Below are 17,483 nucleotides of genomic sequence, written 5' to 3'. Positions count from 1 at the left end.
CCCGGGAAACCCGGCGATGGCTTTCTTGTTTAGGAACCCTCCCACTGGTCATCCCGGCCGAAGCGCAGCGAAGAGCCGGGACCCAGGGGCCGCCGCGATGCGCCGGCTACCGTGAGGGCGCCCTGTCAAAATGCGGCGTCCAGCCTCCTGGGTCCCGGATAAGCGCTACGCGCTTTCCGGGATGACGACGGAGAGGGATGCGGATCCTCAGATCCGATTGTACGGATACCGATCCCGGATCATTCGCTGGAAGAACCGTCCCTTCGAGCGCGACCGCGTGAAGGCGGCCGTCACCCGTTCGGGCACCCCGACATAGACGTACTCGTCGCCGTCGATGAAGGTGACGATCAGCTTGCCGTGTTCGGGTTCGTAGTCGATCGCTCGGATCGCGGTGGAATTCACGAGCATGCGCGAGACCTTTCCTGAGAAGGGTTCGGACGGGTGTCTTCGAAGCTGAAAGCGCATGGACGCGGCGGCCGGTTCCGCCTTGGCCCTCTCGGCTTTGAGCTTCAACCCTGAATACGCTTAAGCTCCTCCCGCGCGCGCCGCCTTGCGCCGCGTCAAAAGGGGGAGAAACAACGCCATGCAAACCCACGCCCTGGTCGCCATCGTCACGCTGGCCGCCCTGATCGCTTACATCTGGATGATCCTGCGGGTGGGCGGCGCGCGTCGCCGCACCGGCATCCAGGCCCCGGCCATGACCGGCGATCCCGACCTCGAACGCCATGTGCGGGTGCAGGCCAACACCTTGGAATGGCTGCCGATCTTCCTGCCGTCGCTGTGGCTGTTCGCCATCTACTGGAACGACCTGTTCGCCGCCGCGGCGGGCGTCGTCTGGATCCTCGGCCGGATCATCTATGCGCTCAGCTACACCGCCGATCCCAAGAAGCGCGGCCTCGGCTTCGCCATCCAGGCCTTCACCACCTTCGTCCTGCTGCTGGGCGCGCTGGGACGCGTGATCTGGGTGGCGGTTACGGTGGGGATGTAACGGCAGACCTCCCCAACTCCCGTCATTCCCGCCCTTGTGGCGGGAAGCCCTGGCTCCGCTCGCAGGTGAAACGCAAGCGGACTGCCAAGCAGTCCGCCCCATCCGCCCTTGCGGCTGACAGAGGGGTTCCCGCCACAAGGGCGGGAATGACGGGCGGATAGGGGTGGGAAGAGATCCAACGAAAGCCTATAGCCCCGCTCATGGTCCTGCCCGTCGATCCCGCCCGCTACAGCGCCTTCCTGGCGGCCATGTTCGTCATGGCCATCACGCCGGGGCCGGCCAACCTGTTCGCCATCGCCACCGGCATGGAGAAGGGCAAGGGCGCGGCGCTGCTGGGCGTGGTGGGGATGAACAGCGCCAGCCTGTGCTGGTTCGTGGCCGCCGCCCTGGGCCTGGGCGCGCTGATCGCCGCCTTTCCCGCCGCCTTCCACGTGCTGGCCCTGGCCGGCGCGGCCTATCTGGTCTGGCTGGGGATCAAGTCGATCATCGGCGCCCTGAAGCCGGCCAACGGCGAGGGCGCGGCCCTGGCGGCGGTGCGTCCGCCCAGCGGCCGCTCGGCCTTCCGCGACGGCTTCACCGTGCAGATCGCCAATCCCAAGATCCTGGTGTTCTTCGCCGGCGTGCTGCCGCCGTTCATCGACGTCCACCGGCCGCTGGTCCCGCAGCTGATCATGTTCGCCTGCGCCACCATCGGCATGGACCTGATCAGCATGAGCGCCTACGGCCTGGGCGGCGCGGCCCTGGCCACGCGGATGAACGAACCGGCCTTCCGCAAGGGTTTCGGCCTGCTGGTGGGAGCGCTGCTGATCGGCGCGGCCTGCCTGATCGTCGCCCGAGGCTAGCGGGCTTCCAGCCGCCCCTTTTTACAACCGGGCAACGTGATGGCCTTGGCGAAACCGTAAAGCTGCGCCATCCGTTACGGTACGGGAGTAACGAGTCGTCGCAAAGGAGCGCGCCATGTCCCTCAAGAAGGCCAACTGGCTCGCGATCGCGGCGGTCACCGCGGCGCTCAGCGCCTGCGCCACCGCCACCCCATACCAGCCCGTCGCACCCGGCCAGAAGGCCTCGGGCGGCTTTTCCGAACTGCGCCTCGAGGGCGACCGCTACCGCGTCACCTTCGCCGGCAACAGCCTGACCGGCCGCGAGACCGTCGAGCGCTACCTGCTCTACCGCGCCGCCGAACTGACCGTGCAGCAGGGCTACGACTGGTTCGAGACGGCCGACCGCCGCACCGACCGCACGGCCCGCACCGTGATCGACGAGGATCCGTTCATGCGGCCGGGCTTCGGCTACGGCTATCCGTACGGCGCCTGGCGTCCGTCCTGGCGCTACTACGGCCCCCGCTACGGCGGCTGGCGCGCCTGGGACCCGTTCTGGGGCGACCCCTTCTTCGCCAACCGCGCCGAGATCCGCACGATCGAGAAGTTCGAGGCCAGCGCCGAGATCGTCCTGCACAAGGGCGCCAAGCCCTCGGGCGACCCCCGCGCCTACGACGCCCGCGAGATCGTCAAGAACCTCGAGCCGAGCATCCAGCGCGCTCCGGCCGGCTGATCTCTTCCTTCTCCCCTTGCGGGAGAAGGTGTCGGCGAAAGCCGATGGATGAGGGGTCTCTCAAACGCAAAACGCCGCGACAGCCGATCAGCTGTCGCGGCGTTTCTGTACGTGCAACCCCTCACCCGACCCCACTTCGTGGGGCCACCCTCTCCCGCAAGGGGAGAGGGATCGCGACTAAGCCACGCAGGCCTCGAAGCCCTTCTTCAGCTCGGCCTCGTCGAGGTCGCGGCCGATGAAGACCATGCGGCTGTAGCGGTTGTCCTTGTCGGTCCAGGGGCGCTGGAAGTCGCCTTCCAGGATCATGTGCACGGCCTGGAACACCAGGCGGCGCTCCTCGCCCTTCACGTCGATGATGCCCTTGGCGCGCAGGATGTCGACGCCCTTGGCGGCCAGCAGGTTGTTGAGCCAGACGGTGATCTTTTGGCCGTCCACCGGCTTGTCGAGCGTCAGGGAGATCCCTTTGACGCCGTCGTCGTGGATGTCGCTCTTGTGGTCGTGATGATGATGGTCGTGGCCATGGTCGTGACCGCAGTGCTCGTCATGCACGTGGTCATGATCGTGATGATGACCATGATCGTGGCCGCAGTGCTCGTCGTGCACGTGGCCCGGCTCGCCGTGGGCGGGGTTGAGGAAGTCCGGCTCCAGCTCGGTGATCCGCTCCAGGTCGAAGCTGTGCTTGCCGATGATGGCGCTCAGCGGGACGTTCGAGCGCTGGGCGCGGTGGATCGGGGCCAGCGGGTTGATCTTGCGGATCCGGGCCTCGACGTGGCGCAGGTCGTTCTCGTCCACGAGGTCGGTCTTGTTGAGCACGATCTGGTCGGCGAAGGCGATCTGCTCGACGGCTTCCTTGGAGTCGCTCAGCCGCAGCATGATGTGCTTGGCGTCGACCAGGGCGGTGACCGAGTCGAGATAGGTGCGGGCCTTGACGTCTTCGTCGACGAAGAAGGTCTGGGCCACCGGGCCGGGATCGGCCAGGCCCGTGGTCTCGACGACGATGGCGTCGAAGCCGCCCTTGCGCTTCATCAGGCCGGACAGCACTCGGATCAGGTCGCCGCGCACCGTGCAGCAGACGCAGCCGTTGTTCATCTCGAACACTTCTTCGTCCGCGCCGACCACCAGGTCGTTGTCGATGCCGACCTCGCCGAACTCGTTGACGATCACGGCGTAGCGCTTGCCGTGCTCCTCGGTGAGGATGCGGTTGAGCAGCGTGGTCTTGCCGGCGCCGAGATAGCCGGTCAGCACGGTGACGGGGATCTTGCCGGGGGCGGAAGCGGTCTGGGTCATGGCGGGTATTTAGGGCGGCGAGAGGCGAAGCGAAAGCGGCGAAGAAACACGCCTCCCTCTTCTTCCCGTCATTCCCGCCCTTGTGGCGGGAAACCCTGGTTCCGCTCGCACGTGAAGCACAAGCGGACCGCCAGCGGTCCGCCCCATCCGCCCTTGCGGCTGACAGAGGGGTTCCCGCCACAAGGGCGGGAATGACGGGAGATTAAAGCCCCTATGTCTTCAGGAACGCCACCGCCAGGCCGACCAGCACCAGGGCCGCGCCGAGGATCGTCTCCTCGTAGCGCTCCAGCCAGTCGAGGTTCAGGCGGCGCACGCCGGCCAGGGAAAGGCCCGTGAACAGCAGCATGCCCGCCGCCGTCGCCGCCAGCAGCACCACGCTCAGCAGCAGGAACGCGGCCCAGCCGTGCTTCATCCCGGCCAGGTAATAGGGAAGGAAGGCCTCGCAAGGCGACAGGGTCAGCAGCACCACCAGGGCCATGATCGCCGCCCGGTCGGACGTATAGGCGCGGCGGCCGGCCTCCGGCAGGCCGTGGCTGTGGCGGCCGCGCGCTATATAGAAGAGACCGACGGCCACCATCAGCCCGCCGACCACCCAGTGGAACAGGCCGCCGAGCTTCGGCTCCAACGCCAGGCCGGCGATCACCAGGAAGAGGCCCAGCAGGATGGTCAGGGCCACGTGGCCCAGGCCAGCCAGCAGGGTGACGCTCAAGGTCCGCGCCGCCGACCATTTCTGCGCGCGGCCGACCAGCACGAACGGCAGCCAATGGGTTGGCAGGGCCGCATGCAGGAAGGCCACCATGAAGCCGGTGGCCGCGATCGAGGCGAAGAAGGCGGACGTCACGCCCGCGCTATAGCCTGTTACAAAATAACGAACTAGGGGACTCTTTGGGGCGGCGGCCACGAGCCGCATATTGAATCTCGTCAAGCGCTTGAGAGGCGTCCTTGGCCGTTGACTCACAGCCTTTCGGCGCTATAAGTGCGCCCCTCTCGCCCGCCGGGTCTCCTCGCGGGCGTTCCGTTATTTTGCGAACAGCACGTTATTTAAGGCGCTAACCTATGTACGCGGTCATCAAAACCGGCGGCAAGCAGTACCGGGTCCAAGCCGGCGACCTGCTGGTCGTCGAGAAGCTCGACGGTCAACCTGGCGCGGAAGTCGCGTTCGGCGAAGTTCTGCTGCTGGGCGAAGGCGAGGCCGTGACGGTCGGCGCCCCCACCGTTGACGGCGCCGTCGTCAACGCCACCCTGATCGAAACCCGTAAGGGCGAGAAGGTGAAGATCTTCAAGAAGATCCGCCGTCAGGGCTACCGCCGCACCCGCGGTCACCGCCAGACCGAGTCGGTCCTGCGCGTGACGTCGGTTTCGGGCGCCGGCAAGGAAACCAAGTGGGACGGCGCGATCGACCTGACCCCGAAGGTCATCCTCGACGCCCGCGCCCGCGGCCTCGGCGACGCCGCCGTGCCGGCCACCATCCCGGAAGCTCCGGTGAAGGCCGAAGCCGCCCCCGCTCCGAAGAAGAAGGCCGCGCCGAAGAAGGCCGCGGCTTCGGAAGCTCCGGAAGCTGAAGCGTAAGATCCGCCAGGGTCTTTTTGGAATTGATCTGACCCAGGTCCGCTCGTCGGAAACCGGGTCGAAGATTAGGAGAGCATCATGGCTCACAAGAAATCTGGCGGCTCGTCGAGCAACGGTCGCGACTCGGAATCGAAGCGCCTTGGCGTAAAGAAGTTCGGCGGCGAGAAGGTTCTCGCTGGCAACATCCTCGTGCGTCAACGCGGCACCAAGTTCTACCCGGGCGCCAACGTCGGCATCGGCAAGGACCACACCCTCTTCGCTCTCGTGCAGGGCGCCGTGGGCTTCGTGACCAAGAAGAACAACCGTACCTACGTGACCGTGGCCCCGGTGGCCCAGGCCGCCGAATAGTACGATCAGAAGTCCCCCTTCGGATCGTGCTTCCAAAAGAAGACGATCCGGACGCGACGAATACGAAGCGGGCAGTCCGGACGCCGGACTGCCCGCTTTTGTTTTGTCCACGCTCCACGAAATAGCCCCATCACGGCAATTGGAGCGTCACGGTCCCGCACTATCTGAGGCCTGTCGGAGCGACGGCCTCGGCGTGAAGAAGGACCGGGAAAGGGAGACGCGCCATGTGCGTGATCGAAAGAAGCCCCGTCATCGAGACGCGGCGCCTGACGCTGCGGGCTCCGGACATGTCCGACGCCCCCCGCATCGCCAGCCTCGGCGCTGACTACGCCATCCCCAAGATGACCACCCGCATGCCCTGGCCCTACGCCCTGGGCGACGCGGAGGAGTTCGTGGCCCGCGTGCAGTCGCAGGACTGGAGCCGCGCGGCCACCTTCGCCATCGAGCTGGAAGACGCCGGCGTCGTCGGCGTGCTGGGCTTTTTCCCCAACGAGGACGGCCGGCTCGAGGTCGGCTACTGGATCGGCCGGCCGTTCTGGGGCCGAGGCCTGGCCACCGAAGCCTTGCAGGGCGGCCTGTCCTGGGCCGCGCACGACTGGCGGCGCAAGCTGGTCGTCGCCGGCCACTTCGCCGACAACCCCGCCTCGGGCGAGGTCCTGATCAAGGCCGGCTTCCTCTATACGGGCGTCGTCGAGGACAAGGCCTCGATCTCGCGTGGGGCGAGCGTGCCGACCCGGATGATGGTGTGGCTGGCTTAGCCTTAATCCCTCTCTCTTTGAGAGAGGGAGGGGCCCACGCTGCAAGCGTGGGAGGGTGAGAGGTTACACACTCTCCGAATAGAGCGCGACCGTTCAGGTCAGCATATCCGAGGGCCCGAGGCCAACGGTGAAACCCCTCACCCTCCCACCGCTTCGCGGCGGGCCCCTCCCTCTCCCTATGGAAGAGGGCTCAAGAAGGGGCGGCGGGAGGTAGAGACCCCGCGACACATCATGTAGAATGCATACCCATAATATGGGAGGCATCATGCATCGTCGCGTTCTGGCCGGTCTGGCGCTCGCTCTGGCCCTCACGGCGCCCGCCGCTGCTCTGGCCGAAGCCAAGAAGCCGCTCTATCGCGACCCGGTTTTCGATGGCGCGGCCGACGTCGCCATCGCCTGGGACAAATCGGACAAGCTGTGGCGGATGTTCTACACCAACCGCCGCGCCACCCTGAAACTGGAAGACCCCAAGGACGTCGCCTGGCTGCACGCCACCGCCATCGGCGTGGCGACCTCGAAGGACGGCCTGTCCTGGACCTACGCCGGCACGGCCGACATCCCGGCCGCCTGCACCGGCGAAACCCTGTGGGCGCCGGAGATCTTCACCGAAAACGGCGTCCACCACATGTTCCTGACCGTGGTGCCAGGGATCTTCCACCGCTGGAACCTGCCGGAGGCCACGGCGAAGATCGTCCACCTGACCTCGACCGACCTGAAGGCCTGGAGCTGCGCCGACACCCTCGACCTCGGCTCGGACCGGGTGATCGACGCCGGCGTCATCAAGGCCCCGCAGGGCGGCTACCGGATGTGGTTCAAGGACGAGCGCAAGGACAGCCGGATCTTCGTCGCCGACAGCCCGGACCTGAAGACCTGGACCCGCCAGCCGGCCTTCGTCGCCGACTTCGCCGGCGAGGGGCCCAAGGTGTTCTTCTTGGAAGGGTCGTGGTGGATGATCGCCGACGCCTGGAAGGGCCTGGCCGTGCTGCGCAGCAAGGACGCCGTGACCTGGGAGCGCCAACCGGGCTTCATCCTCGACAAGCCGGGCAGCCAGGCCACCGACCGCGACCTCGGCCACCATCCCGACGTCGTCGTCAACGACGGCCGGGCGCTGCTCTACTACTTCGTCGGCCAGGGCAAGGAAGACGAGGCCAAGACCGATCCGGTCTGGAACCAGCGCACGGTGATCCAGCTGGGCGAGCTGAAGGTGGTGGACGGCTGGCTGGCGGTGGATCGCGAGGCCGTGGTGAGCAAGGGGCTGAAGGCGCCGAAATGAAAGAACCTCCCCCTCTGGGGGAGGCGGCCGAAGGCCGGTGGGGGGAAGTTTTCAGCCGCCGCGGAAGTTGGCCGATCTCGCAAACACTCCCCCCACCGATCGCTTCGCGATCACCTCCCCCACAGGGGGAGGTTCCTCATGGTCGGCCTCAAGCCGCCCGGTGGGTGTGGATCACCTTCTGCGGGCCCTCGCGGAAGCGCTTCTCCGCCGTGACGATCCGCTCGCACAGGGCGTCGAGGTCGCTGAGCAGCGAATAGGTGGCGTAGATCGGGATTTCCATCATCGCCACCTGCGCCCGGGGCATGAACTCGCAGTACTTCTTCCACGAGATGTGGCTGTCGCGGGCGTTCATGGCGCGCTGGCCGAGCGGGTTCCACAGGTCGAGATCGACCAGCTCGTCGCGGCATTCCTTCATCACCGGCAGGGCGATGTAGAGGAACAGGAAGGTCGGGGTGGCGGCGCGGCTGAACTGCGGCTGCACCTGCATGTGCCAGATGCGGAAGGCCTCGAAGAAGTTGGCCTTGCGGGTCGGATCCGGCGGCAGCCAGGTGGCTTCCTGGTTGATCACCTCGGCGGCGCTGGCGGCGCGCTTGACCAGTTCGTCGGCGCTGCGGCCGCCGGCCATGGTCTTGGACAGGGCCGCGACCGGGATGTTCAGCTTCTTGGCGACGTCGGTGAAGCTGACCTGCTGGCCGCCCATCGGGGTGAACTGGCCGAAATTGGGGGCGTTGGGAGCCTTGGCGCGGCGGATGGCGGCGGCCTCGTGCTCGATCTTCTGGGCCTCGCGCTTCTTCTCGGCCTGCAGGCGATCGAAATCGGCCTCGTGCGCGGCCTGCTCTTCCGGCGTCATCCAGCGGGCGCGACCGGGACCATAGGTGCGCTCGAGCCGGTTGATCAGAACCAGGACATGGTTTTCGGACGGCCGGGTTCCGATGTCGCCGAGGAAGGCGCGGAAGTCGCGCCAGGTGCCGGTCACGCCGGTGCCGCGGCTCATCAGGATGTTGCGATGGATCGAGGCCTCGCCGGCGTATTTGCGGCAAAGCGTCTGCAGAGTCAGATCCTTGAGATCCTGATCCAGTTCGCCTCTGACGTTCACATCCGTCGACAACGTCAGCCTCCCCCTCCACGAGAAATAGAGAATTTTCGCCCCGGGACCGTTTGTCGCACCCGTACGTTTAACATTTCGTCACGATACCGAACAGCGTTCAAGGCAGCGTTTGTTTGTCGCAATCCCGACACGGGAAGCGTCCGAACGCACTTTCCCGAGGTTGCGCCAAGTCCATTTTACTCGACGCGAAACCCGTGTTGAGACAAAAGACGCCCATGAAATTCCTGGATCAATGCAAGATCTTCATCCGCTCCGGAAACGGCGGCGGCGGGTCGGTGTCTTTCCGACGCGAGAAGTACATCGAATACGGCGGCCCCGACGGCGGGGACGGCGGTCGCGGCGGCGACATCTGGATCGAGGCCGTCGAAGGCCTGAACACCCTGATCGACTACCGCTACCAGCAGCACTTCAAGGCCGGCACCGGCGTGCACGGCATGGGCCGCCAGCGCCATGGCGCGGCCGGCGACGACATCGTGCTGAAGGTCCCCGTCGGCACCGAGGTGCTGGAAGAGGACAAGGAGACCCTGATCGTCGATCTCGACACGGCCGGCATGCGCGTGCAGTTGGCCAAGGGCGGCAACGGCGGCTGGGGCAACCTGCACTTCAAGGGCCCGGTCAACCAGGCTCCCACCTGGGCCAACCCCGGCCAGGAGGGCGAGGAGCGCTGGCTCTGGCTGCGGCTGAAGCTGATCGCCGACGTCGGCCTGGTGGGCCTGCCCAACGCCGGAAAGTCGACCTTCCTGGCGGCCGCCAGCGCCGCCAAGCCGAAGATCGCCGACTATCCCTTCACCACCCTGACGCCCAACCTCGGCATGGTCGATCTCTCGACCAGCGAGCGCTTCGTCCTGGCCGACATTCCCGGCCTGATCGAAGGCGCCAGCGAGGGCGCGGGCCTGGGCACCCGGTTCCTGGGCCACGTCGAGCGCTCGGCGACCCTGATCCACCTGGTCGACGCCACCCAGGACGACATCGTCGGCGCCTGGACCACGATCCGCGGCGAACTCGAAGCCTATGGCGACGAGCTGGCCGACAAGTCCGAGATCCTGGCGCTGAACAAGATCGACGCCCTCGACGAGGAGACCCTCGCCGAGAAGCTCGCCGAGCTTGAAGAGGTCGCCGGCGTCAGGCCGATGCTGGTTTCGGGCGTCTCGGGCCAGGGCGTGACTGAGCTGCTGCGGGCCGCCTACCGCCAGGTGCGCGAGCGCCGCGGCGAGGTCATCCCCGAGGACGAGGACGAAGGTCCGGTCGAGGAGACGCCGGGGGGCTGGCGGCCGTGAACCTGGGGGTCGGGGGACCGCTGGGCCAGGCCCGGCGGATCGTGTTCAAGGTCGGCTCGGCCCTGCTGGTCGACGCCGCCACCGGCGCGGCCAACAAGGGCTGGCTCGAAGCGTTCTGCGCCGACGCCGCGGCCCTGCGCGCGGCCGGCAAGCAGGTGGTCGTGGTCTCGTCCGGCGCGGGGGCCCTGGGTCGCCGCCGCCTGGGCCTCTCGGGCCGCAAGACCACCCTGCCGGAAAAGCAGGCCGCCGCCGCCGCCGGCCAGAGCCTGCTGATGCGGGCCTGGGAGGAGGCGTTCGAGCCGCATGACGTCGGCGTCGCCCAGATCCTGATGACCCGCGACGACACCGAGATCCGTCGCCGCTGGCTGAACGCCCGCGCCACGGTCGAGACCCTGCTGTCGCTGGGCGTGGTGCCCGTGGTCAACGAGAACGACACGGTGGCCACCGAAGAGATCCGCTACGGCGACAACGATCGCCTGGCCGCGCGCGTCGCCCAGCTGGCCGGCGCCGACCTCTTGGTGCTGCTGTCCGACATCGACGGGCTCTACACCGCCGATCCGCGCCGCGACCCGACCGCCACCCACATCGCCCGGGTGAGCGAGATCACCTCTCAGATCGCCGGCATGGCCGAGGGCGCCAACGCCTCGGCCGGGGTCGGCACCGGCGGCATGGCCACCAAGATCGCCGCCGCCCGCATCGCCCGGGCCGCCGGCTGCGCCACCCTGATCACCCTGGGCTCGCGCCCGCGTCCGCTGGCCGCCATCGAGGAGGGCGCCCCCGCCACCCTGATCGAGGCCGGGGCCTCGCCCGCCGCCGCCTACAAGGCCTGGATCGCCGGCTCGCTGGCCCCCCAGGGCTGGGTGACGATCGACGCCGGCGCCGCCGCAGCGCTCCAGAAAGGCAAAAGCCTGCTGGCCGCCGGGGTCCGCGCCGTGGAGGGCCCGTTCGACAAGGGCGACGCCGTCCGCGTCCGCGACGAGACCGGCCGCGAGGTCGCCCGGGGGCTTGTCCGCTACGACAGCGCCGACGCCCACAAGATCGCCGGCCTGCGCAGCGACGCCATCGAGGCGGAACTGGGCTTCACCGAAGGCCCGATGATCCACGCGGACGACCTGGCGGTGAATAGCTGATCCTTCTCCCCTTGCGGGAGAAGGTGGCGGCCGAAGGCCGACGGATGAGGGGTCGCAACCACGAAAAACGCCGCGACGGCTGATCGGCCGTCGCGGCGTCTTGCTTTTGAGAGACCCCTCACCCGACCCCACTTCGTGGGGCCACCCTCTCCCTCAAGGGGAGAGGGACTATTTGAGAAACCCCTCCACCGCCCGCGCGAAAACCTCCGGCTGATCCGCCATGATGAAGTGGCGGCTGTTCTCGACACGCACCAGCTTCACGCCGGGCAGGTCGCCGTACTCGCGCATCCACAGCGCCCCCACCACGCCGGGCGGCAGGGCGCTTTCGGGATCGACGGCGTAGACGGCGGTCACCGGCGTCTTCATCGCCACGAGGCCCGGCCGGGCGTCCAGGGTCATCACCTCAGACAGCGCCTTGGCCACGGCGCGGCGGTCCGAGGCCAGCGACCAGGCGACGATGGCCTCCTGAGCGGCCGGGGTGCGCGACAGGCCCTTGGCCGTGGCGGCCTGCTGGGCGGCGAAGGCCTCGGGGCTGGCCGACAGGATCCCCGCCGCCATGCGGTCGGCGAACGGCCTGGCGCTGGCGGCCGTGGCGCTCGGCCCGAACATGGCGCTGTAGAACGGCAGGCTGTCGACGGTCATCAGCCGGCCGACCAGTTCCGGATGACGCTGGGCCAGCAGCAGGCCCGACAACCCGCCCATCGAGTGGCCGATCACCGCCGGCCTTTCCAGCTTGGCCGCGCGGACATAGGCCGCCAGGGCCTCGACCACCGGATCGACGAACGGCCCGTCGCCGCCCGTCCACGGCTGGCCGGCGAAGCCCGACAGCTGCACCAGATGCACGCGGTGCGTGGCCTTCAGTCGCTCGGCCAGGGGCCGGAACGCCTCGCGCGACGAGGCCAGGCCCGGGATCAGCATCACGTCGGGCCCCTGCCCCACCACCTCGACCGTCAAGCGATCGGACGTGAAGGCCGCCGGTTCGGCCCGGGCGGTCGCCACGGCGACGCCCAGGCCCAGAAGGGCCGCCAGGAAGATGGCGCAGGCGCGCGCGATCGCGCGGCCGCCAGGGATGGCGAACGACATCAGGTCTCTCCTATGGGGTGGGGAAGCAACGTCCTCAGCGGACGTGCGGGTTCTCGAAGATCTCTTCGATCGCTCGCTCGAACACGGCGGCGATGCGGTAGGCGAGATCGAGGGAGGGGTCGTGTTTCTCGGTCTCCAGGGCGTTGACCGCCTGGCGCGAGACGCCCAGCGCCTGGCCCAGCTGCTCCTGGGTCCAGCCGCGCTCGACGCGCAGCAGCTTCAGGCGGTTCTTCATCGCGTGCTCCGGATGAACGGCGAGACGACGCCGAACACCGCCCAGAACAGCGGATAGATCAGCCAGCCCGGCACGTGCGGGGCGTGGGCGTAGCTCTCGCCGAAGCCCCAGACCGAGAACAGCGCCATGGCCACGCCGGCCGAGACGATGAACTGCCTGGCCACCAGGGCGCGCACGAACTCGTCGGACTCGGCCATCATGGCCAGGGTCGCCCAGATCTGCCCGACCACCGGGGCCGAGACCACCAGGGCCAGGGCCCAGGCCGCGACCGGGGTCTTGATGTCGTCGAAGGCGCCGAAGATCGCGCCGACATTGACCAGCACGTACGGAACCATGAAGGCCCAGGTGCGGATCGCGTAGCGCTTGTGCGCCGAGGTCTGGAACTTGCCGATGGCCAGCATGGCTCGCCTCCCGTTGATGTAAGGCAAACCTGACACGAGCAAAATGTCATGTCAACCTGACATCATGTCAGGAAAACACGACATCACTTCGGATAGGGCGTCAGCGAGTAGGGCCGCGCGGCGGGCTTCACGCCCCAGGCCTTGTTCGGCGTCGCGCTCATGGTGAAGACCAGTTCGCCGCCGGTCCGGATCTCGGCGTCGCGCAGGAAGACGCGGTCCAGCGGCTTGCCGTTCAGCGTGACCTTGCCGACGTAGGGGTGACCGTCCGACAGCCCCTGCGTCCGCACCGTGAAGCGCTTGCCGCCGTCGAGGGTCAGCACCGCCCGCTCCACGAACGGCCGGCCGATGACGTACTCGTTCGAACCCGGCGCGACGGGGTAGAAGCCCAGCGCCGTGAACACCAGCCAGGCCGACATCTGGCCGAGGTCATCGTTGCCCGAAAGCCCCTCGGGCGTGGGCTTGTACTGGCTCTCGACGATCTGCTTGAGGCGAGCCTGGGTGCGCCAGGGCGCGCCGGCGTAGGCGTACATGTAGGCTACGTGGTGGCTCGGCTCGTTGCCGTGGATGTACTGGCCGATCAGGCCGGCGATGTCCTCGGCGTGCGAGTAGTCGAGCTTGGAGTTGTCGTACTCGAACATGGCGTCGAGCTTCTTCACCACGGCCGCGTCGCCGCCCATCCTGGAGACCAGCCCGCCCAGGTCGTGCGGGGCGAACCACGAATACTGCCAGGCGTTGCCCTCGGTGTAGTCGGAGCCGTAGTTGATCGCCGTCGGGTCGAAGGGCTCGCGGAAGGTCCCGTCGCTCTTTCGGGCGCGCAGGAAGCCGGTCTTGGGATCGAAGCTGTTCCTCCAGTTCAGCGATCGCTTCTCGAAGGCCGCGGCGATATCGGCCTTGCCCATCGCCTTGGCCATGCGGGCGATGGTCCAGTCGTCGAAGGCGTATTCGACGGTCTTCGACGCCGCCTCCGGCTCGCGGTCGATCGGCACGTAGCCCAGGGCCATGTAGTCGGAAAGGCCGCCATAGGGGCCGTAGGTCGCGCTCGCGACCATGGCCTCCAGCGCCGCGTCGGCGTCGAGCCCGCGGATCCCTTTCATCCAGGCGTCGGCGACCACCGGCACGGCGTGATAGCCGATCATCGTCCAGGTCTCCTGGCCGTGGAACGCCCAGACCGGCAGGATCCCGTAGGGGCTGACCTTCTGCGAGGCGACCAGCGAATTGACGAAGTCGGCGTTGCGCCGTTCCGGCTGCACCAGGGTCAGCAGCGGGTGCTCGGCGCGGAAGGTGTCCCACAGCGAAAAGGTCGAGTGGTAGGCGAAACCTTCCGCCTGGTGCACCGCGTTGTCGGGACCGCGCCAGCGGCCGTCGACGTCGCCGGAGACGCTCGGCGCGATCAGGGCGTGATAGAGGGCGGTGTAGACATTGGTCCGCATCGGGGCCGGCGCGGCGATATCGAGCGCGCCCAGCGCCTTTTCCCAGTCAGCCCGGGTGCGGGCGCGAAGACCGTCGAAATCGAAGCCCTTCTCGTCGCTGTCGAGATTGGCCAGGGCCCCGGCCTCGTCGACGGTCGAGATCGCCACCTTCACCACCAGCGGCCCGTCGATCTTGCCGAAGTCGAACACCCCGACCAGGGCGCGGCCCTCCAGCTGGGCGCGGTCGGCGCCGGTGCGGCCGGGCTGCTTGAAGCCCTTGTAGGGGACGTCGGTCTCCGTGCTGGTCAGGCTGCGGCCGACCATCGGCCGGCTGAAGCGGATGGCGAAATAGAGCTGCCGGCCGGGCGCCCAGCCGCGCGTCTCGCGCATGCCGGTGACCGTCCCATCCTCGCGCACCCGGATCCGCGACCACGAGACCTTGCCCGGATAGTTGTAGATCGAGCTTCGCAGGTCGAGCAGCACCTGGGCCCGCGCCCCCGGCTCGAACGTGTAGCGATGCAGGCCGGTGCGAACACCCGCCGTCAGTTCGGCCCGCACATGGCTGTCGGTCAGGGTGACGGCGTAGTAGCCGGGCTGGGCGACCTCGCCGTCGTGGGTGAAGCGCGAGCGGTAGCCCGAGCCGGGGACCTTCGGATCGCCAGGCTCCAGCCTGGCCTCGCCGCTGACCGGGGCCAGCAGGATGTCGCCCAGGTCCGAATGGCCGCTGCCCGAGAAGTGGGTGTGCGAGAAGCCGATGATGGTCGGGTCCGAGCGGCGGTAGCCGGCGGCGCGGGCGTAGCTCTGCTTGAACGGCAGGACGTCGGTGTCGGGCGACAGCTGCACCATGCCGAACGGCGCCACCGCGCCGGGAAAGGTGTGCCCCTCCCCGTCCGTGCCGATGAACGGATCGACGGCCTCGTAGGGTGTTTTGACCGGCGCCTGGGCGAACGCGGGGGCCGCGCAAAGGGCCGCGAGCGCGGCGAGCACCAGTCCAGGACGCATTGGGGTTTCCTCCTCGGAAGGCGCGAGCCTAGACGGAAGGTCCCGCGCCCGTCACGCCGCTTCCAGCTGCGCTGGCGCCGAATCCAGCCTTTCCCCATTCCCCCCGAGGCCCAAAGCGCCTAGGTAAGGCTCACTCTGAGCATATCCGGGGACGGACGAGCCATGGACGACGCGGCCGGTGGCCTGCAGGCGACGATGAGGGCGATGGGCCAGGCGGCTCGCGAGGGCGCGCGCGCGCTGCGCCTCGCCACGCCAGCCCAGCGCACCGCCGCCCTGACCGCCATCGCCGCCGCCATCCGCGCCGACGCCCCCGCCATCCTGGCCGCCAACGCCCGCGACCTGGAGAAGGCCGGCAAGAACGGCCTGACCGCGCCGATGATCGAGCGGCTGATGCTGAACGAGGCCCGCCTCGAAGGCGTGGCCGCCGGGGTCGAGGCCGTGGCCGCCATCCCCGATCCCCTCGGCGTGGAGACCTCGCGCTGGACCCGGCCGAACGGCCTGGACATCGCCCGCGTGCGCACGCCGATTGGCGTCATCGCCATGATCTACGAGAGCCGCCCCAACGTGACGGCCGACGCCGCGGCCCTGACCCTGCGCTCGGGCAACGCCGTGATCCTGCGCGGCGGCTCGGAGTGCATCGAGTCCAACCTCGCCATCCACGGCGCGGTGCTGAAGGGGCTGGAGGCCGCCGGCCTGCCGACCCAGGTCGTGCAGATGGTGCGGACCACCGACCGCGCCGCCGTCGGCGCCATCCTGTCGGGCCTGGACCGGTCGATCGACCTGATCATCCCGCGCGGCGGCAAGAGCCTGGTCGCCCGCGTCCAGGCCGAGGCCCGCGCCCCGGTGCTGGGCCACCTGGAAGGCCTCAACCACGTCTTCGTGCACGCCGCCGCCGACCTCAAGAAGGCCGCCGACATCGTGCTGAACGCCAAGATGCGCCGCGTGTCGGTGTGCGGCTCGGCCGAGACCCTGCTGATCGACCGCGTCGCGGCCGCCAAGCTGCTGCCGCCGATCGCCGACGTGCTGATCAAGGCCGGCTGCGAGATCCGCGGCGACGCCGCCTCGCGCGCCATCGAGCCCGACCTCAAGGCCGCCAGCGTCGAGGACTGGACCACCGAGTACCTCGCCCCGATCATCGCCGTGGCCGTGGTCGACGGCGTCGAGGGCGCGGCCGAGCACATCGCCACCTACGGCTCGGGCCACACCGACGCCATCGTCACCGAGGACGCGAACGCCGCCGAGGCCTTCGTCGCCAAGGTCGACAGCGCCATCGTGCTGGTCAACGCCTCGACCCAGTTCGCCGACGGCGGCGAGTTCGGCTTCGGGGCCGAGATCGGCATCGCCACCGACAAGCTTCACGCCCGCGGCCCGGTTGGGGCCGAGCAACTGACGACGTTCAAGTATGTGGTTCGCGGGACCGGCCAGACTCGTCCCTGAGGCCGGTCGTCCCAGCGCCCAGCGCCTCGGCTTCCACCTGGAGGCCGGGATGCGCGTCGGGCTGTTCGGCGGCAGCTTCAACCCGGCGCACGAGGGCCACGCCCACGTGGCCGAGACCGCCATGCATCGCCTGGGCCTGGACCGGGTGATCTGGCTCGTCTCGCCGCAGAACCCGCTGAAGTCCTCGCACGAGACCCGGCCCCTGCCCGAGCGCATGGCCCAGGCCCGCAAGTGGGCGCGCGGCTCGGGCATGATCGTCTCCGACGCCGAGACGCGCCTGGGCTCGCAGTACACCATCGACACCCTGCGGGTGCTGAAGGCCCGCTATCCCGGCGTGAAGTTCGTCTGGGTGATGGGCGCCGACAGCCTGGCCACCTTTCACCGCTGGCGCGGCTGGACCCAGATCATGCGCTCGGTCCCGGTGGCCGTGGTCTCGCGGCCGTGGGCGGCGCTGAAGGCCCGCACCTCGCCGGCCGCCCGCCGCTTCGCCTTCGCCCGCCGCCCGGCCAGCGCCGCGTCCACCCTCGCCGATGCCGACACGCCAGCCTGGGTCTACCTCACCGGCCCACTGAACTTCGCCTCGTCGACGGCGCTTAGGGCGCGGCCGCCCAAGGGCTAGGCTGGATC

At 68.6% G+C, this 17,483-nt stretch carries 19 protein-coding genes; 11 read left to right on the top strand and 8 right to left on the bottom strand.

The genetic code is table 11. The annotated features are described in order from the left end of the window. Positions 1–207: 207 nt before the first annotated feature. On the bottom strand, positions 208–408 hold the full coding sequence (locus AC07NS_RS07730) for a KTSC domain-containing protein (RefSeq protein ID WP_110119204.1): 201 nt from the start codon (positions 406–408) through the stop codon (positions 208–210). Between the two features lie 175 nt (positions 409–583). Here AC07NS_RS07730 and AC07NS_RS07725 point away from each other — a divergent pair, with 175 nt between their 5' ends. From AC07NS_RS07725 to AC07NS_RS07715, 3 genes are all read left to right on the top strand, one after another. Continuing rightward, entirely contained in the window at positions 584–988 is a 405-nt protein-coding gene (locus tag AC07NS_RS07725) for an MAPEG family protein (RefSeq protein ID WP_494602577.1), read from the top strand. A 200-nt stretch (positions 989–1,188) separates the two neighbouring features. Next, positions 1,189–1,830 carry a LysE family translocator gene (locus AC07NS_RS07720; RefSeq protein ID WP_494602576.1) on the top strand — a complete coding sequence of 214 codons (642 nt, stop codon included), beginning with the start codon at positions 1,189–1,191 and terminating at the stop codon, positions 1,828–1,830. Positions 1,831–1,945: 115 nt separating this feature from the next. Further along, positions 1,946–2,539, top strand: a complete 594-nt coding sequence (locus tag AC07NS_RS07715) for a CC0125/CC1285 family lipoprotein (RefSeq protein ID WP_494602575.1) — start codon at positions 1,946–1,948, stop codon at positions 2,537–2,539. A gap of 177 nt (positions 2,540–2,716) precedes the next feature. Here AC07NS_RS07715 and AC07NS_RS07710 read toward each other — a convergent pair whose 3' ends face one another. Beyond that, a complete protein-coding gene (locus AC07NS_RS07710) occupies positions 2,717–3,826 on the bottom strand; it encodes a CobW family GTP-binding protein (RefSeq protein ID WP_494602573.1) in 1,110 nt (369 codons plus the stop codon). Positions 3,827–4,037: 211 nt separating this feature from the next. Further along, on the bottom strand, positions 4,038–4,667 hold the full coding sequence (locus tag AC07NS_RS07705; RefSeq protein WP_494602572.1) for a hypothetical protein: 630 nt from the start codon (positions 4,665–4,667) through the stop codon (positions 4,038–4,040). Positions 4,668–4,882: 215 nt separating this feature from the next. Here AC07NS_RS07705 and rplU point away from each other — a divergent pair, with 215 nt between their 5' ends. The 4 genes from rplU (at position 4,883) to AC07NS_RS07685 (ending at position 7,774) form a co-directional block, all read left to right on the top strand. After that, positions 4,883–5,395 (top strand): 50S ribosomal protein L21, encoded by a 513-nt coding sequence (gene rplU, locus AC07NS_RS07700; RefSeq protein WP_110119189.1) that lies wholly within the window; start codon positions 4,883–4,885, stop codon positions 5,393–5,395. 78 nt (positions 5,396–5,473) lie between these two features. Further along, positions 5,474–5,743 carry a 50S ribosomal protein L27 gene (gene rpmA, locus AC07NS_RS07695; protein WP_110119187.1) on the top strand — a complete coding sequence of 90 codons (270 nt, stop codon included), beginning with the start codon at positions 5,474–5,476 and terminating at the stop codon, positions 5,741–5,743. A 224-nt stretch (positions 5,744–5,967) separates the two neighbouring features. Further along, positions 5,968–6,501: a GNAT family N-acetyltransferase gene (locus tag AC07NS_RS07690; protein WP_494602570.1), complete on the top strand. Its 534-nt coding sequence runs from the start codon at positions 5,968–5,970 to the stop codon at positions 6,499–6,501. Positions 6,502–6,766: 265 nt separating this feature from the next. Beyond that, a complete protein-coding gene (locus AC07NS_RS07685; RefSeq protein ID WP_494602568.1) occupies positions 6,767–7,774 on the top strand; it encodes a glycoside hydrolase family 43 in 1,008 nt (335 codons plus the stop codon). A gap of 148 nt (positions 7,775–7,922) precedes the next feature. Here the strand turns inward: AC07NS_RS07685 and AC07NS_RS07680 are convergent, their stop codons facing one another. After that, a complete protein-coding gene (locus AC07NS_RS07680) occupies positions 7,923–8,882 on the bottom strand; it encodes a hypothetical protein (RefSeq protein ID WP_494602566.1) in 960 nt (319 codons plus the stop codon). 215 nt (positions 8,883–9,097) lie between these two features. Here AC07NS_RS07680 and obgE point away from each other — a divergent pair, with 215 nt between their 5' ends. Beyond that, positions 9,098–10,159 carry a GTPase ObgE gene (obgE, locus tag AC07NS_RS07675; RefSeq protein ID WP_494602564.1) on the top strand — a complete coding sequence of 354 codons (1,062 nt, stop codon included), beginning with the start codon at positions 9,098–9,100 and terminating at the stop codon, positions 10,157–10,159. Further along, positions 10,156–11,289 (top strand): glutamate 5-kinase, encoded by a 1,134-nt coding sequence (proB, locus tag AC07NS_RS07670; RefSeq protein WP_494602562.1) that lies wholly within the window; start codon positions 10,156–10,158, stop codon positions 11,287–11,289. Before obgE ends, proB begins: the two co-directional genes overlap by 4 nt. Before the next feature lie 168 nt (positions 11,290–11,457). On the opposite strand, the gene AC07NS_RS07665 is transcribed toward proB, so the two are convergent. The 4 genes from AC07NS_RS07665 to AC07NS_RS07650 form a co-directional block, all read right to left on the bottom strand. After that, the gene (locus AC07NS_RS07665) at positions 11,458–12,372 is read right to left on the bottom strand and encodes an alpha/beta fold hydrolase (protein ID WP_494602560.1); all 915 of its coding nucleotides are present in this window, start codon (positions 12,370–12,372) and stop codon (positions 11,458–11,460) included. A gap of 34 nt (positions 12,373–12,406) precedes the next feature. Then, a complete protein-coding gene (locus AC07NS_RS07660) occupies positions 12,407–12,607 on the bottom strand; it encodes a helix-turn-helix transcriptional regulator (RefSeq protein WP_494602558.1) in 201 nt (66 codons plus the stop codon). Continuing rightward, on the bottom strand, positions 12,604–13,008 hold the full coding sequence (locus tag AC07NS_RS07655) for a hypothetical protein (protein ID WP_494602556.1): 405 nt from the start codon (positions 13,006–13,008) through the stop codon (positions 12,604–12,606). Before AC07NS_RS07655 ends, AC07NS_RS07660 begins: the two co-directional genes overlap by 4 nt. Before the next feature lie 83 nt (positions 13,009–13,091). Next, positions 13,092–15,419: a GH92 family glycosyl hydrolase gene (locus AC07NS_RS07650; protein ID WP_494602555.1), complete on the bottom strand. Its 2,328-nt coding sequence runs from the start codon at positions 15,417–15,419 to the stop codon at positions 13,092–13,094. 162 nt (positions 15,420–15,581) lie between these two features. Between AC07NS_RS07650 and AC07NS_RS07645 the strand changes: the two genes are divergently transcribed. Continuing rightward, the gene (locus tag AC07NS_RS07645) at positions 15,582–16,856 is read left to right on the top strand and encodes a glutamate-5-semialdehyde dehydrogenase (protein WP_494602554.1); all 1,275 of its coding nucleotides are present in this window, start codon (positions 15,582–15,584) and stop codon (positions 16,854–16,856) included. Further along, positions 16,822–17,475, top strand: coding sequence for a nicotinate-nucleotide adenylyltransferase (locus AC07NS_RS07640; protein WP_487289934.1), 654 nt, complete (start codon positions 16,822–16,824; stop codon positions 17,473–17,475). The genes AC07NS_RS07645 and AC07NS_RS07640 overlap by 35 nt, the downstream gene beginning before the upstream one ends. Positions 17,476–17,483: the final 8 nt, after the last annotated feature.

The sequence above is a fragment of the Caulobacter sp. GW821-FHT10A10 genome (assembly GCF_059415745.1).
This window is presented reverse-complemented; position numbering and strand designations above follow the sequence as displayed.

What these genes read in the sequence shown, in the direction of transcription:
- AC07NS_RS07660 (WP_494602558.1), bottom strand. Translation starts at nt 12,607, where the DNA reads ATGAAGAACCGCCTGAAGCTGCTGCGCGTCGAGCGCGGCTGGACCCAG.
- AC07NS_RS07720 (WP_494602576.1), top strand. Translation starts at nt 1,189, where the DNA reads ATGGTCCTGCCCGTCGATCCCGCCCGCTACAGCGCCTTCCTGGCGGCC.
- AC07NS_RS07655 (WP_494602556.1), bottom strand. Translation starts at nt 13,008, where the DNA reads ATGCTGGCCATCGGCAAGTTCCAGACCTCGGCGCACAAGCGCTACGCG.
- AC07NS_RS07730 (WP_110119204.1), bottom strand. Translation starts at nt 408, where the DNA reads ATGCTCGTGAATTCCACCGCGATCCGAGCGATCGACTACGAACCCGAA.
- AC07NS_RS07640 (WP_487289934.1), top strand. Translation starts at nt 16,822, where the DNA reads ATGTGGTTCGCGGGACCGGCCAGACTCGTCCCTGAGGCCGGTCGTCCC.
- AC07NS_RS07650 (WP_494602555.1), bottom strand. Translation starts at nt 15,419, where the DNA reads ATGCGTCCTGGACTGGTGCTCGCCGCGCTCGCGGCCCTTTGCGCGGCC.
- AC07NS_RS07710 (WP_494602573.1), bottom strand. Translation starts at nt 3,826, where the DNA reads ATGACCCAGACCGCTTCCGCCCCCGGCAAGATCCCCGTCACCGTGCTG.
- AC07NS_RS07645 (WP_494602554.1), top strand. Translation starts at nt 15,582, where the DNA reads ATGGACGACGCGGCCGGTGGCCTGCAGGCGACGATGAGGGCGATGGGC.
- obgE (WP_494602564.1), top strand. Translation starts at nt 9,098, where the DNA reads ATGAAATTCCTGGATCAATGCAAGATCTTCATCCGCTCCGGAAACGGC.
- rpmA (WP_110119187.1), top strand. Translation starts at nt 5,474, where the DNA reads ATGGCTCACAAGAAATCTGGCGGCTCGTCGAGCAACGGTCGCGACTCG.
- AC07NS_RS07690 (WP_494602570.1), top strand. Translation starts at nt 5,968, where the DNA reads ATGTGCGTGATCGAAAGAAGCCCCGTCATCGAGACGCGGCGCCTGACG.
- AC07NS_RS07715 (WP_494602575.1), top strand. Translation starts at nt 1,946, where the DNA reads ATGTCCCTCAAGAAGGCCAACTGGCTCGCGATCGCGGCGGTCACCGCG.
- AC07NS_RS07685 (WP_494602568.1), top strand. Translation starts at nt 6,767, where the DNA reads ATGCATCGTCGCGTTCTGGCCGGTCTGGCGCTCGCTCTGGCCCTCACG.
- AC07NS_RS07665 (WP_494602560.1), bottom strand. Translation starts at nt 12,372, where the DNA reads ATGTCGTTCGCCATCCCTGGCGGCCGCGCGATCGCGCGCGCCTGCGCC.
- AC07NS_RS07725 (WP_494602577.1), top strand. Translation starts at nt 584, where the DNA reads ATGCAAACCCACGCCCTGGTCGCCATCGTCACGCTGGCCGCCCTGATC.
- rplU (WP_110119189.1), top strand. Translation starts at nt 4,883, where the DNA reads ATGTACGCGGTCATCAAAACCGGCGGCAAGCAGTACCGGGTCCAAGCC.